General features: G+C 45.0%; 14 protein-coding genes. 11 read left to right on the top strand and 3 right to left on the bottom strand.

Annotated features, from left to right (window positions below; translation table 11 throughout):
* Positions 1-15 precede the first annotated feature (15 nt).
* On the top strand, positions 16-2382 hold the full coding sequence (gene pheT, locus TM_RS04215; RefSeq protein ID WP_004080832.1) for a phenylalanine--tRNA ligase subunit beta: 2367 nt from the start codon (positions 16-18) through the stop codon (positions 2380-2382).
* Between the two features lie 18 nt (positions 2383-2400).
* Here the strand turns inward: pheT and TM_RS04220 are convergent, their stop codons facing one another.
* The 3 genes from TM_RS04220 to TM_RS04230 form a co-directional block, all read right to left on the bottom strand.
* Entirely contained in the window at positions 2401-2973 is a 573-nt protein-coding gene (locus TM_RS04220; protein WP_004080830.1) for a TetR/AcrR family transcriptional regulator, read from the bottom strand.
* A gap of 15 nt (positions 2974-2988) precedes the next feature.
* Positions 2989-4437: a radical SAM protein gene (locus TM_RS04225; protein WP_004080829.1), complete on the bottom strand. Its 1449-nt coding sequence runs from the start codon at positions 4435-4437 to the stop codon at positions 2989-2991.
* Positions 4438-4518: 81 nt separating this feature from the next.
* Positions 4519-5490 (bottom strand): radical SAM/SPASM domain-containing protein, encoded by a 972-nt coding sequence (locus TM_RS04230; RefSeq protein WP_004080828.1) that lies wholly within the window; start codon positions 5488-5490, stop codon positions 4519-4521.
* A gap of 127 nt (positions 5491-5617) precedes the next feature.
* Between TM_RS04230 and TM_RS09555 the strand changes: the two genes are divergently transcribed.
* The 10 genes from TM_RS09555 to TM_RS04275 are packed head-to-tail and all read left to right on the top strand — an operon-like array spanning position 5618 to position 13987.
* Positions 5618-5788 carry a hypothetical protein gene (locus TM_RS09555; RefSeq protein ID WP_004080827.1) on the top strand — a complete coding sequence of 57 codons (171 nt, stop codon included), beginning with the start codon at positions 5618-5620 and terminating at the stop codon, positions 5786-5788.
* 31 nt (positions 5789-5819) lie between these two features.
* A complete protein-coding gene (locus TM_RS04235) occupies positions 5820-6461 on the top strand; it encodes an ATP-binding cassette domain-containing protein (RefSeq protein WP_228378907.1) in 642 nt (213 codons plus the stop codon).
* 29 nt (positions 6462-6490) lie between these two features.
* On the top strand, positions 6491-7450 hold the full coding sequence (locus TM_RS04240) for a 1-phosphofructokinase family hexose kinase (RefSeq protein ID WP_004080817.1): 960 nt from the start codon (positions 6491-6493) through the stop codon (positions 7448-7450).
* Positions 7451-7903 carry a CBS domain-containing protein gene (locus TM_RS04245; RefSeq protein WP_004080815.1) on the top strand — a complete coding sequence of 151 codons (453 nt, stop codon included), beginning with the start codon at positions 7451-7453 and terminating at the stop codon, positions 7901-7903. It begins immediately after the preceding gene.
* Positions 7900-9204 (top strand): tRNA (N(6)-L-threonylcarbamoyladenosine(37)-C(2))-methylthiotransferase MtaB, encoded by a 1305-nt coding sequence (gene mtaB, locus TM_RS04250; protein WP_004080813.1) that lies wholly within the window; start codon positions 7900-7902, stop codon positions 9202-9204. The genes TM_RS04245 and mtaB overlap by 4 nt, the downstream gene beginning before the upstream one ends.
* The gene (locus tag TM_RS04255; RefSeq protein WP_004080810.1) at positions 9164-9985 is read left to right on the top strand and encodes an aminotransferase class IV; all 822 of its coding nucleotides are present in this window, start codon (positions 9164-9166) and stop codon (positions 9983-9985) included. The genes mtaB and TM_RS04255 overlap by 41 nt, the downstream gene beginning before the upstream one ends.
* Entirely contained in the window at positions 9982-10287 is a 306-nt protein-coding gene (locus TM_RS04260; RefSeq protein WP_004080808.1) for a DUF721 domain-containing protein, read from the top strand. The genes TM_RS04255 and TM_RS04260 overlap by 4 nt, the downstream gene beginning before the upstream one ends.
* On the top strand, positions 10268-12178 hold the full coding sequence (gyrB, locus tag TM_RS04265) for a DNA topoisomerase (ATP-hydrolyzing) subunit B (RefSeq protein WP_004080806.1): 1911 nt from the start codon (positions 10268-10270) through the stop codon (positions 12176-12178). The genes TM_RS04260 and gyrB overlap by 20 nt, the downstream gene beginning before the upstream one ends.
* A gap of 32 nt (positions 12179-12210) precedes the next feature.
* The gene (locus TM_RS09800) at positions 12211-12735 is read left to right on the top strand and encodes a DUF4894 domain-containing protein (RefSeq protein ID WP_227738444.1); all 525 of its coding nucleotides are present in this window, start codon (positions 12211-12213) and stop codon (positions 12733-12735) included.
* A 1-nt stretch (position 12736) separates the two neighbouring features.
* Positions 12737-13987, top strand: a complete 1251-nt coding sequence (locus TM_RS04275) for a cell division protein FtsA (RefSeq protein WP_004080802.1) — start codon at positions 12737-12739, stop codon at positions 13985-13987.
* Positions 13988-13992 lie beyond the last annotated feature (5 nt).

The raw sequence follows: 13992 nt of genomic DNA on the forward strand, positions 1-13992 counted from the left end.
TGGGGGTGTGATGAGGTGAGAGTTCCCGAGTCTTGGCTCAGAGAATTCGTAGATCTCGACTGGGATATCGAGCAAATAGCGGAAAGACTCACTTTTTCTGGCACGAGTGTGGAGGATATTCTGAGACCTTTCAACGTTTCCGGAGAGATAATCACAGCGAGGGTGATAGAAAGGTTCGATCATCCGGCTTCAGAAAAGCTCATCGTGTGCAAGGTGGACACCGGAAAGAGAATCTACACGGTCATCACAGCCGATAAAACCGTGAACGAAGGAGACTACGTCATACTGGCTCTCGAAGGAGCTACCTTGAACAACGGTCTCAAGATAGAGCCTCGTGAGTTCAAAGGGGTTATCTCGGAGGGTATGCTTTGCTCACTTGAAGAATTGGGACTTGAGGAAAAATCCGACAGAGTTTATCGTTTCCCTGATCCCGTGGAGCTCGGTGTGAACGTGGTAGAGGAATATGGACTCAACGAAAGAGTCCTGGACATAGAGATAACTCCAAACAGGCCTGATTGTCTTTCGATTATTGGTGTTGCGAGAGAGCTTTCTGCCCTCAGCGGAAGGCCTTTGAATAAGCCTCAACCCGATGTTTCTTTTGTGGATGAAGATGTTCAGTTCGATGTGGAGATAGAAGACGTGGAGGGTTGTCCCAGATACTCTGCTCGAATAATGAAAGGTGTTACCGTGAAAGATTCACCGCTCTGGATGAAGGCGAGGCTCGTAGCGGCAGGGGTTCGTTCTCTGAACAACGTGGTCGACGCCACGAACTACGTGATGATCGAGCTGGGACATCCCGTTCATGCGTTCGACCTGAACAGGCTCAAAAATAAAAGAATCGTTGTGAAATCTGCAAAGGGTGGAGAAAGAGTCCTGCTACTCGATGAAAAGGAGTACGAACTGAAGGGTGGAGAGGTCTTGATAACAGACGGTGAGAACGTCCTCGCACTTGGCGGAATCATGGGAGGAATGGAATCTGGTGTGTACGATGACACCAGAGATCTGGTGCTGGAAGTGGCTTACTTCGATCCTGTGAGGATAAGAAAGGCAGCCAAAGCGCTTGGAATCAGCTCTGAGTCTTCTTACAGGTTCGAACGTGGTGTGGATCCAAACGATGTGGAGCTCGTATCTTTGAGGCTCGCAGAATTGATTCAAAAGCTGGCCGGCGGTTATGTTCTCAGGAAATTCTGGGATGTTTATCCTCGAAAGATAGAGCCCAAAAAGGTGATGCTCAGAAAAGCCAGGATCGAAAAGATACTGGGAACGAAAGTTGAAGAGCCGGGTGATATTCTCAGACGACTTGAATTCCAGGTGGAAGACAGAGGAGACAGTTACGAAGTCCTTGTTCCCACTTTCAGGCCGGACGTTGAAAGGGAGATAGACCTCATAGAAGAGATAGGAAGGATTTACGGGTACGAGAAAGTCGAGTCGAAAGTGATAAGCGTTCCCGCAGTAAACCGCGGCTGGGGCGAGAAACAGCTCTTCAGAAGGGAAATTTCTCAATTCATGAAAGGAATGGGATTCGATGAAGTGGTGACCTTCTCCTTTGTGGACTCCCAGAAGGTTAAAAAGTGGCCTCTGGTGGACAGAGAACCCATAGCTCTCTCCAACCCAATCGCTTCAGATATGGACGTGATGAGGACGTCACAGTTTTACAGCCTGATACAAGTGCTCGCTGAAAATTTCAAGAGGCAGAACAGAGATCTGAAGCTCTTCGAGATTGGAAAGATTTACTTCAAGGAGAATGGAAACTTCAGGGAGATAGAGACACTCTCTGCCATGAGCTGTGGACTGGAAAATCCGGGAGACTACACCGATAAAAGAAGCGTGTCCTTCTACACGATCAAGGGAGTTCTCGATGAGCTCTTCTTCAGGCTCGGAGTGAACGTCGTATACAGAGCCGCGGAGATACCTGGATTGTTCCCAACCAGATCCGCTCGTATCTACGTGGAAAACAGGGAGATCGGTTTCATTGGAATGGTCGATCCAAAGCTCCTCGATGAGTACGATGTGAAGGAGGATACTTACTTCTTCGAGATAGATATGGAACTTCTGAGAAAATACGCATCGAAGAGACCCGCTTACAGGCCCACACCGAGATTTCCCGCTGTGAGAAGAGATATCTCCTTCCTGCTCCCGAAAGGATTTGAGTCTGTGAAGATCATCGAACTTTTCAAAAAGAGCGGAGGAGATCTGGTGGAGGAAGTGGGAGTGTTCGATATCTATGAAGGTAAAGGGATCCCGGAAAATATGGTGAGCGTTACCTTATATGTGGTGTTCAGACATCCAGAAAGAACCCTGACCGATGAAGAGGTGAATAAAATCTTCGAAGAGATGGTGCAGAAAGCAGAACGAGAATTTGGAATAAGAAGGAGATTCTGAAATTAAAATGAAGAGGGGCTAACGCCCCTCTTCTGTTTTCACATTGAGCAGTCCTCTGAGTATCATTTCCTGGATGTTTTGAAGCAGTCTCTTATCCTTTGGAACGTCTCCGAACGAATTGACTATCAGTTCCGCAGCGGCCCGGGAATCGAGATCTTTGTAAACGTAGTTTTGTTTCTTCCCTTCTTCTATGAGTTCTTCGACTCGCTTTATGAAGCTTTCATAACGTTCTCTGAGTTTCGACCATTTTTCTTCTTCGAATCTGACGGTCGATTTTTCTTTCTCGATGATTTCGTTCAAAACGGTTTTATTCAGGACAAAATCAACGTAGGACTTCAGAAACTTCTTTATCTTCGCAAAGTAAGAATTCGTCTCTTCGGTGACGGCGAAAAGATGGCTCTCCAGCTCCTCGAGTGCTTCTCTCCAGACTTCTTCGAAGAGTTTGTCTTTGCTCGGAAAATAGTAGTAGATGAGGGCCTTCTTCACACCGGCCTCACGTGCGATTTCTTCCATACTTACTCCATCGTAGCCGTATTTTGAGAATGCCTTCCTCGCCGCTTCGAGGATTTTCCTCCTTGTTTCGGAGCTCAATTCAATCCCTCCACATCAGTCCCTGTAGCGTTTATCCACTGCGAGGAGTTTTTCTTTGTCTGCGTACCTCCTCATTCTCACTTCGTAGCTGTAAACTCCTCTGTTGGCAGGATAGATCTCGGAGTAACCTTCTTCGTACCAGAGTTTGTCTGCGTATTTCTTCCATTCGGCTGCGAGTTTGTCCAGTTCGGGCGCGAGATCTGTGATGACCCTTTCGGATCCCTCGTGCTGTGGTTTTGCGTTGAAGGCTCTCACCATGGCTCTGAAGACTTTCGGGTTGTCAATTATCGGACACGGTCTGAAGAGATTGTCGCTGTAAGGGATCATCCTCTTGTAGGCTTCGAAGAACGGTGATCTCAAGATGTCGATGAGTTTTTTCTCACGAATGCTGTCCACCGCGAACTGCTGGAAGACACAGGGTTCTACATAGCCTTTCGCGTTTATGTGGAGGTACTTGGCACCTGCTGCGAGACAGCCATTGGTGAGGAACCCGTGGTTCCAGAAGTCGGCAACGAAAGCGAATCTTCCGCTGAGTCTGAGCTGTTCGAGTTTGTGGAATCTTTCGTATCTCTGCTGTGGTGTGGGAACGAGGTCCATCGTTGGATTCATTCCCACGGGCATGAACTGGTAAACCCACACGTAAGAAACTCCCTGTTCTTCGAGAAAGTCCCAGAATTCATCTTTCATTATGGTATCGTGGTTCATTCGTGTTGCCGTCACAGAAGCTCCGAAGATCACACCATGTCTTCTGAGCCTTTCCCAGGCTTCGAGGACTCTCTTGAATATTCCCCTTCCTCTTCTCCAGTCTGTGTCGGTTTCAAATCCTTCCACAGATATGGAGACCGTCACATTTCCAAGTTCTGCGAGTTTCTTAGCGGTTTCTTCTTTTATCAGAGTTCCGTTGCTGTAAACGAGGAAGTAGCTGTCTTTGAACTCTTCGAATATGTCCATCAGGTGAGGCCAGAAGAAGGGCTCACCACCGGTGATGATGAAGAAGTATATTCCCAGGTCGTTGGCCTGTTTCAAGATGTCTCTGACTTCATCGTGGGAGAGCTCGTATTTTCTACCGTAAAGTCCCGCATAGCACCCAACACAGTTCAGATTACAAGCGTATGTGGGGCTCAGAACGAGGAGTTTTGGGAGCACCGTTTTGTACTCGTGCATCTTTTCCTGCCTGATAGGTTCTCCGAGAGCGAACTCGTTGATGATCAGGTTGTTTATAACCCCTTCAACACACCTTGGACTTGCTTTTTTGAAAACGTTCACCCATGACATCACCATGGGATGTCTTTCTTTTGCGAGGTCAGCCAGTTTTCGAAGGCCGCTCTTCGCGGGCTCCTTCGTGAACATACTCAGGGTACCGAAGATTTTTCCAAGAGTTTCCACTTCAGCGTTTCTGACAAATGAGCCAACGAGTTTTCCCGCCTGACGATAGATCATTCCTTTGATTCCACCTACTGCCATCCAACCACCTCCATATTTTTTTACTTACCGGTCGGTAAAAATATTCTATGCACACATAATAACAATCGAGTTTCATTTAAGTTACTTTATGTTGTACCGTTCTTTGTTCAGGAAACAAATAGCTTCGTCTTTTTCGTGCTCTCTCAGCAAGTAGTAAGCCTTGCAACCTCCACCGCATTCGTTCAGGATGGGACACTGCTGGCAGGAAGCCGGGGAAGGAATGGGAGTGTATTCGTGCCAGATTTCCGAGAATTTCTTTTCTCTAACGTTCCCCATGTAGAATTCCTTTCTGTATCTGAAGTGCCCACAGGGGACGACTGTGCCATCGGCCAGAACCGATGCATGTGTGATTCCTGCGGAACACGGCTTTCCTGATATAGATTCTTCCACGTAAAATGTCAAATGGTTTTTGTAATTTTCTATCACTCCAAGGACGTGTTTTATAGCCACTCTCCACTCCTCGGGATTCATATCCAGTTCTCTTGCATGGATCATGCCCCTTCCAACCGGTATGAACCTATCCACATACAAAGCATTAACTCCCAATTCCAGTGCGAGTTTTACCATATCTTCGAACTTTCTCCAGTTTCTCTTGTTTATCACGTTCAAAATGGTGACCTGAAACCCTTCATCCACGAAGTTTTTGATGCCTTGAACTGCTCTTTTGAAGTTTCCGGTTCCTCTCACAAAGTCGTTGGTCTCAGGATCTGGTCCTTCAAGGGAAACTCCAATAAGCACGTCGGGATTGGCCTTCTTTATTTTCTGTACCATTTCCTTGGTGGCGAGCGAACCGTTGGTGTTGATCATGAGACGCTGTCCGACCTCTTTTCCGAAGGCAAGAATATCCAGTATTTGAGGGTGAAGAAGAGGTTCGCCACCCACAATATCGAGAGCCCAGGTGCCCAATTCTTTCATATCGAGTATCAGTTCCTTTATTTCTTCGAAACTCAGCTCTTCAAGATGGGGTTTTCCGGCCTCGCAGTAGCAGTGTTTACATCTGAAGTTGCATCGCAGTGTCAGTTCGTATTCCACAATAAAAGGTGGGTTTCGCATCCAATCACCTCCAGGATAGATTTTAACCCTGGAGACGTTTTATTACATTCTCCGGGTTTTAATTGTAATGATCCATACAAGTCCAATTAAAGGTTTGGGGTTAGAATCAAAAACGAGGTGATGCCTCTTGGAGAAGAAAGTATCCAGAAATCCCCGTGTTTTATCGCAGATAGATTTGCTCAAATTGATGACCGATGGAGATGAAAGTGCTCTCAGGGAAATAAAGAGACGTTTGGGCCTTGACGAGAAGAAAGAAAGAGATAACGATGAAAAGCAGAAAGTTTCCGATAAGATTTGAAAACTTTTCCTTATCCGTGGATGGTAAAAGTGTGCTTGAGAATATTACTCTTTCCTTTGTTGAAGGAATGAACGTCCTTTACGGTCCAAGAGGATCTGGGAAATCTTCCCTCCTCAGATCAATTGTCAAGTTGAACACCGAAATATTCAATGAGATTTCCAGAAGCGGTTCCGTCTATTTGTTCGATCAAAACGTTGAGGATCTTGATGACATTTACGTTAGAAAAAACGCTCTGTATCTCGATACGAGCTTCATCGATGCGATGAACCAATACACATTCGATGAATTTCTTAAACTCGCTCTGAAAAGAAAGATTTCTCTGGAGAATTTTTCCGAGAAACTCGATGATCTTGGAATACTGAGAATGCTTATTCGCGGTCAAAAGACCCCCCTTTCTGTGTTTTCGCCTGCCGAAAAGATCTCCCTCCTTCTTTTCATTCTCGAGCAGAAAAAGCCTCGCGTTATTTTAATGGACTGTCTGCTGGATCACCTGGACGATGAAAATCTGGAGAAGATAATGGACATGTTCCTCAAGATGAAGGAAGAACGAACTTTTGTCATATCCACCCGCATTCTTCAGAGGTTTCTCTACATCGCCGATTTGTTGGTGATACTGAATAATGGTAGAATCAATTATACGGGGAGTCCAAAGGATTTTGTTTTGAGAATGTGACTCCTCACTTTTGACTTCGAGGTGATCGTATGGTCCTGACGGTGACCCTCAATCCCGCTTTAGACAGGGAAATTTTCATAGAAGATTTCCAGGTGAACAGGCTGTACAGGATAAATGATCTTTCTAAAACTCAAATGTCCCCAGGTGGAAAGGGTATAAACGTTTCTATAGCTCTTTCCAAATTGGGAGTGCCGTCAGTCGCCACCGGATTCGTGGGTGGGTACATGGGAAAGATTCTTGTGGAAGAATTGAGAAAAATTTCAAAGCTGATCACAACGAATTTTGTTTACGTGGAGGGAGAAACGAGGGAAAACATCGAAATAATCGATGAAAAGAATAAAACAATAACCGCTATCAATTTTCCCGGTCCGGATGTTACGGATATGGATGTGAATCACTTTCTGAGAAGATACAAGATGACGCTTTCGAAAGTCGATTGCGTTGTTATATCGGGGAGTATTCCACCGGGAGTAAACGAGGGAATATGCAACGAACTGGTGAGACTCGCGCGTGAAAGAGGAGTCTTTGTCTTTGTCGAACAGACTCCCAGATTGCTTGAAAGAATTTATGAGGGGCCAGAATTTCCCAACGTCGTGAAACCAGATTTGAGAGGTAATCATGCTTCTTTTCTTGGTGTTGATTTGAAAACCTTTGACGATTACGTGAAACTCGCCGAAAAGCTCGCCGAAAAATCGCAGGTTTCCGTGGTGTCATACGAAGTGAAGAACGATATTGTTGCAACAAGAGAAGGGGTCTGGCTTATAAGATCCAAAGAAGAAATAGACACATCACATCTTCTGGGTGCGGGAGACGCGTATGTAGCTGGTATGGTCTATTACTTCATTAAACACGGAGCCAACTTCCTCGAAATGGCAAAATTTGGTTTTGCCTCCGCACTGGCTGCCACTAGAAGAAAGGAAAAATACATGCCCGACCTTGAGGCGATAAAGAAGGAATACGATCACTTCACCGTAGAGAGGGTGAAGTAAATGAGGGTAAAGGATGCCGTCATCTATGATATTTCCGCTGTTTTTGAAGATGAAACGGTTGAAACGGTGATAAAGCTCCTCTCCAGGCAGAATCTTTCTGGAGTTCCCGTTGTTGACCATGATATGAGGGTGGTTGGCTTTGTCAGTGAAAGCGACCTCATAAAGGCTCTTGTACCCAGTTATTTCTCGCTTTTGAGATCTGCTTCGTTCATTCCAGACACCAACCAGCTGATAAGAAACGTAGTCAAAATAAAGGACAGACCCGTATCTGAATTTATGAACAAGCCTCCCGTTGTTGTGAAAGAAGACGATCCGCTCATTGTAGCAGCTGATTATCTCATAAGACACGGCTTTAAATCGCTTCCTGTTGTTGACGAAGCTATGCAGCTCGTTGGTATAGTGAGAAGAATAGATATTCTGAGGGTAGTTTCGGAGGGGAAGCTGGAAATATGAAAACTGTCAGGATAGAGACCTTCGGCTGTAAGGTGAATCAGTACGAAAGTGAATACATGGCTGAACAGTTAGAAAAAGCCGGGTACGTGGTTTTACCCGACGGGAATGCTGCTTACTATATAGTGAACTCGTGTGCCGTTACCAAGGAAGTCGAGAAGAAAGTGAAGAGATTGATAAAGAGTATCAGAAACAGGAACAAGAACGCAAAAATCATCCTCACCGGTTGTTTTGCCCAGCTTTCTCCGGATGAGGCAAAGAATCTTCCGGTGGACATGGTTCTGGGAATCGATGAGAAGAAACACATAGTGGATCATATTAACTCCTTGAATGGCAAACAACAGGTTGTTGTATCTGAACCCGGCCGGCCCGTTTACGAGAAAGTGAAAGGAAGTTTCGAAGACAGAACCCGTTCTTACATAAAGGTTGAAGACGGGTGTGACAACACCTGCACCTACTGTGCTATCAGGTTGGCCCGTGGCACAAGAATCAGAAGTAAGCCGCTCGAAATATTCAAAGAGGAATTCGCGGAAATGGTAATGAAAGGTTACAAAGAGATCGTGATAACCGGGGTCAATCTTGGAAAATATGGAAAGGACATGGGTTCTTCACTTGCTGAACTTCTAAAGGTCATCGAGAAAGTTCCTGGGGATTATCGAGTGCGTCTCAGCTCCATAAATGTGGAAGACGTGAACGACGAAATTGTGAAGGCTTTCAAGAGAAACCCCAGACTGTGTCCGCATCTTCATATTTCGGTTCAGAGCGGATCCGATGATGTGTTGAAAAGGATGGGAAGAAAATACAAAATCTCTGATTTCATGCGTGTTGTTGACAAATTGAGAAGTATCGATCCAGATTTTTCAATAACAACGGACATAATCGTTGGTTTCCCTGGAGAAACGGATGCCGACTTCCAGAGAACTCTTGAACTGGTGGAGAAAGTGGAGTTCAGCAGAGTACACATTTTCCGATTCTCACCACGCCCCGGAACTCCAGCGAGCAGAATGGAAGGCGGTGTTCCCGAATCGAAGAAGAAAGAGCGTCTGGATGTTTTAAAAGAGAAAGCGAAAGATGTTTCTATCAGGTACAGGAAGAGAATCATTGGGAAAGAAAGAAAAGTACTCGCTGAGTGGTACGTTATGAAAGGTGTTCTTTCTGGCTATGACGAGTACTACGTGAAGCACGAGTTTGTAGGAAATAGAGTGGGAGAATTTCATAGTGTGAGGGTGAAATCCCTTTCAGAAGAGGGAGTGATTTCCTGTCGTGCTGATATGGTGGAGGGGAAAGTTCCGGCGCGCGGATGAAATTTCACTGGATTTCTCTCTGTTTGAAAAGTCGCTCCAGGGAGCGGTGTATGAAACTCTGAGAACTTACAGTAGGGCCCCGTTTGCGGCTTACAAACATTACACTAGGCTGAAAAGATCTGCCGATTTCTTTAATCTTCCTCTTTCTCTGAGCTTCGATGAATTCACAAAGGTGCTGAAGGCGGGAGCTGATGAGTTCAAACAAGAAGTGAGAATCAAAGTCTATCTTTTCCCTGATTCCGGGGAGGTTCTCTTTGTGTTCTCACCGCTCAATATACCAGACCTGGAGACAGGAGTCGAGGTGAAAATATCGAACGTTCGAAGGATACCGGATCTTTCTACTCCACCAGCTCTAAAAATAACTGGACGCACCGACATAGTGCTTGCAAGAAGGGAAATAGTGGACTGCTACGATGTGATTTTGCTCGGTTTGAACGGGCAGGTCTGTGAGGGAAGTTTCAGCAATGTGTTTCTGGTGAAAGAAGGCAAATTGATTACACCATCGCTTGACAGCGGTATTCTGGATGGCATCACACGGGAAAACGTTATAAAGCTCGCAAAAAGTCTCGAGATACCTGTTGAAGAAAGAGTAGTGTGGGTGTGGGAACTGTTCGAAGCGGATGAAATGTTTCTCACACACACAAGTGCGGGAGTGGTTCCTGTCAGAAGGTTGAACGAGCACTCGTTTTTCGAGGAAGAGCCAGGACCTGTGACAGCGACTTTGATGGAAAACTTTGAGCCTTTTGTCTTAAATCTGGAGGAAAACTGGGTGGGAATATGATTCTTCTCAGACAGCTGCTTGATGAGCTTTCCACCAAACAACCTCTTTTTTTTGAACTGAAGATAAAGATGCTCCTTTCTGAATGGGACAAGATAGTTGGACCTGTGATAGCGAGGCACACGAAGGTGGAAAAAGTGGAGAACGGGACAGTTTACATTGTTTGCGATGATTCGCTGTGGATGACGGAACTCACCATGCAGAAAGATCGCTTGCTCAAAATTCTGAATGAAAGATCGGGCAAAGAACTGTTCAGAGATATAAAGTTCAGGAGGGGAAAAGTAGATGGAAAAGTACTCCGCTGAAAGTATAAAGGTTTTAAAAGGACTGGAACCTGTCCGAATGCGACCCGGAATGTACATAGGATCCACGGGCAAACGTGGATTGCATCACCTCGTGTACGAAGTGGTTGACAACAGTGTTGATGAGGCACTCGCTGGATACTGCGACTGGATACGTGTGACTCTCCATGAAGATGGAAGTGTGGAAGTCGAGGACAACGGAAGGGGAATCCCCGTTGACATACATCCAGAAGAGGGAAGAAGCGCTCTGGAAGTGGTTTTCACAGTTCTTCATGCGGGCGGAAAATTCTCCAAGGATTCCTACAAGATAAGCGGTGGCCTGCACGGTGTTGGTGTATCGGTGGTGAACGCTCTTTCGGAGTGGCTGGAAGTGCGGGTACATCGTGACGGGAAGATCTACAGACAAAGATACGAAAGGGGTAAACCGGTCACACCTGTGGAAGTGATAGGAGAAACCGATAAGCACGGCACGATCGTTCGATTCAAACCCGATCCTCTCATATTTTCGGAGACAGAGTTCGATCCCGACATACTCGAACACAGATTGAGAGAGATAGCTTTCCTAGTACCAGGACTCAAAATAGAATTCGAAGACAGAATAAACGGAGAGAAGAAAACCTTCAAATTCGACGGAGGCATAGTGGAGTATGTGAAGTATTTGAACCGTGGGAAAAAAGCTCTACACGATGTGATACACATAAAGAGAACGGAAAAAGTGAAAACAAAAAATGGTGAAGACGAAGTGATAGTGGAGATCGCCTTTCAATACACTGATTCGTATTCTGAAGATATCGTGTCTTTTGCAAACACCATAAAAACTGTCGATGGTGGAACTCATGTTACAGCCTTTAAGAGCACCCTCACAAGACTCATGAACGAGTATGGGAAAAAACATAATTTTCTCAAGAAAGACGATTCCTTCCAGGGTGAGGATGTTAGAGAAGGCCTCACGGCGGTTATCAGTGTTTACGTGAAGAACCCCGAATTCGAAGGGCAAACAAAGTCAAAACTCGGCAACGAAGAAGTCAAGGAAGCGGTAACCAAGGCTATGAGAGAAGAGCTGAAAAAAATATTCGACGCGAATCCCGAGCTCGTGAAAACAATTCTTTCAAAGATCATGAGCACCAAACAGGCAAGAGAAGCGGCAAAGAGAGCTCGAGAAATGGTGAGAAGGAAAAACGTTCTTCAAAACACAACACTTCCCGGAAAACTGGCAGACTGTAGTTCCACACATAGAGAGAAAACGGAGCTTTTCATCGTGGAAGGTGACTCTGCCGGGGGATCGGCAAAACAGGCCAGAGACAGAGAATTTCAGGCTGTTCTTCCCATAAGAGGAAAGATTTTGAACGTGGAAAAATCATCTCTCGATAGATTACTGAAAAACGAGCAGATCAGTGACATAATTGTTGCAGTGGGAACGGGCATAGGAGATGATTTCGACGAAAGCAAGCTCAGATACGGTAGGATTATCATCATGACCGACGCCGATATAGACGGTGCACACATAAGAACTCTCCTTCTGACACTCTTCTATAGATACATGAGACCCCTCATCGAACAGGGCAGGGTATACATAGCACTCCCACCTCTCTACAGGATCAAAGCTGGAAGAGAAGAGTTCTACGTTTACAGTGACCAGGAGCTGGCGGAATACAAAGAGAAACTCCAGGGAAAAAGGATCGAAATTCAACGGTACAAAGGACTTGGCGAGATGAATCCTGAGCAGCTCTGGGAAACAACGATGAATCCAGAAACGAGAAAAATCATAAGGGTAACTATAGAAGATGCCGAAGAAGCGGATAGACTCTTTGAAATTCTCATGGGTAACGATCCATCCAGTAGAAGGGAGTTCATAGAAAGGCACGCTCTGAAAGTGAAAGAACTGGATATCTAGTCATGAGATCCCTGAGAGTTCTTCTCATCACAATGATTGTTCTTTACATTCTGTTCTTTGTGAATTCTTTTTTTCAAAGTCGTAGAGAACACGTGAGGGTTCCAGAAAAAGTGTATTCATATTTGATAGAAAATTTTAACATTTCTCCAAAAAGTATTATAATAGATTCGAAAAAGGCTATAGGGATAGTTTTCTATGAAGGGAATTATTATTTATGCGCTGAAGATGGGAGTTTGGTAGCTTCGTTATCGAAAAAGGACCTATTCAAATTCTACCCAGTGTTTCTGGAAGTTAATCTTGAAGGGCTTCGACTTTCAAAGAGCGACAGGGAAATTCTGGAGATGTTGATTCCGATTCTGAAAAGTTCTGTAGTGTCCGCTGTTTTTTTTGAGTCAAAAGAAGTTGTTCTGCTGAAGGGATCCAGAATCATGTTTGAAGAATGGAAAGATCTTGTCGAGAACTTTCAGGTAATAATGGAGCAATCTGAGAAAATGAAAGCGAAGGAAAGGTATTTCCTGACGGATGATGGAAGATTGATGTGGATAAGGGGTGATTGACTTGTCAAAAACTGTCTTTTATACCTCGATTGATATAGGTTCACGATATATAAAAGGACTCGTTCTCGGAAAACGTGATCAAGAATGGGAAGCACTGGCCTTTTCAAGTGTGAAATCGAGAGGATTGGATGAAGGTGAAATAAAAGACGCCATCGCTTTCAAAGAATCTGTGAACACACTGCTTAAAGAACTCGAAGAACAGCTGCAAAAGTCTCTGAGAAGTGATTTTGTCATTTCTTTCAGCAGCGTGAGTTTTGAAAGAGAAGACACCGTGATCGAAAGGGACTTCGGTGAAGAGAAACGATCTATCACCCTGGACATCTTGAGTGAGATGCAATCGGAAGCTCTTGAGAAATTGAAAGAGAACGGGAAAACTCCTCTTCACATATTTTCGAAAAGATATCTCCTGGACGACGAAAGGATCGTTTTCAATCCTCTCGATATGAAGGCTTCGAAGATAGCCATCGAGTACACATCCATTGTCGTACCTTTGAAAGTTTATGAGATGTTCTACAATTTCTTGCAGGATACCGTTAAAAGTCCGTTTCAGTTGAAGTCTTCTCTTGTTTCAACTGCCGAGGGAGTTCTCACCACGCCTGAGAAAGACCGAGGTGTGGTGGTTGTGAACCTGGGATACAATTTCACCGGGTTGATAGCGTACAAAAACGGTGTTCCCATAAAGATATCCTACGTTCCTGTGGGGATGAAGCATGTTATAAAAGATGTTTCTGCAGTTCTCGACACCTCCTTTGAAGAATCGGAAAGACTCATTATAACTCATGGAAACGCAGTTTATAACGATTTGAAAGAGGAGGAAATACAGTACAGAGGGCTCGATGGAAACACCATAAAAACGACTACTGCGAAGAAACTTTCCGTCATTATACACGCACGTCTCAGAGAGATAATGAGCAAATCCAAGAAATTCTTCAGGGAAGTTGAAGCGAAGATAGTAGAAGAAGGGGAAATAGGGATACCTGGTGGTGTGGTTCTCACCGGGGGAGGGGCCAAGATTCCAAGAATAAACGAACTGGCCACGGAGGTGTTTAAATCTCCGGTGAGAACGGGTTGTTACGCGAATTCCGACAGACCATCCATCATCAATGCGGATGAAGTTGCCAATGACCCTTCCTTCGCTGCTGCGTTTGGAAATGTTTTCGCCGTTTCGGAAAATCCTTATGAGGAAACTCCGGTGAAAAGTGAAAATCCGCTGAAGAAAATTTTCAGACTCTTCAAAGAATTGATGGAGTGAGTAGG

Source organism: Thermotoga maritima MSB8 (genome assembly GCF_000008545.1).
Classification (GTDB): Bacteria; Thermotogota; Thermotogae; order Thermotogales; family Thermotogaceae; genus Thermotoga; species Thermotoga maritima.

Bases quoted from the DNA above. Each gene is read 5' to 3' on its own strand.
- TM_RS04225 (WP_004080829.1), bottom strand. From the start codon at position 4,437: ATGGCAGTAGGTGGAATCAAAGGAATGATCTATCGTCAGGCGGGAAAA.
- TM_RS04230 (WP_004080828.1), bottom strand. From the start codon at position 5,490: ATGCGAAACCCACCTTTTATTGTGGAATACGAACTGACACTGCGATGC.
- TM_RS04240 (WP_004080817.1), top strand. From the start codon at position 6,491: ATGGTCCTGACGGTGACCCTCAATCCCGCTTTAGACAGGGAAATTTTC.
- TM_RS04245 (WP_004080815.1), top strand. From the start codon at position 7,451: ATGAGGGTAAAGGATGCCGTCATCTATGATATTTCCGCTGTTTTTGAA.
- mtaB (WP_004080813.1), top strand. From the start codon at position 7,900: ATGAAAACTGTCAGGATAGAGACCTTCGGCTGTAAGGTGAATCAGTAC.
- TM_RS04260 (WP_004080808.1), top strand. From the start codon at position 9,982: ATGATTCTTCTCAGACAGCTGCTTGATGAGCTTTCCACCAAACAACCT.
- gyrB (WP_004080806.1), top strand. From the start codon at position 10,268: ATGGAAAAGTACTCCGCTGAAAGTATAAAGGTTTTAAAAGGACTGGAA.
- TM_RS09800 (WP_227738444.1), top strand. From the start codon at position 12,211: ATGATTGTTCTTTACATTCTGTTCTTTGTGAATTCTTTTTTTCAAAGT.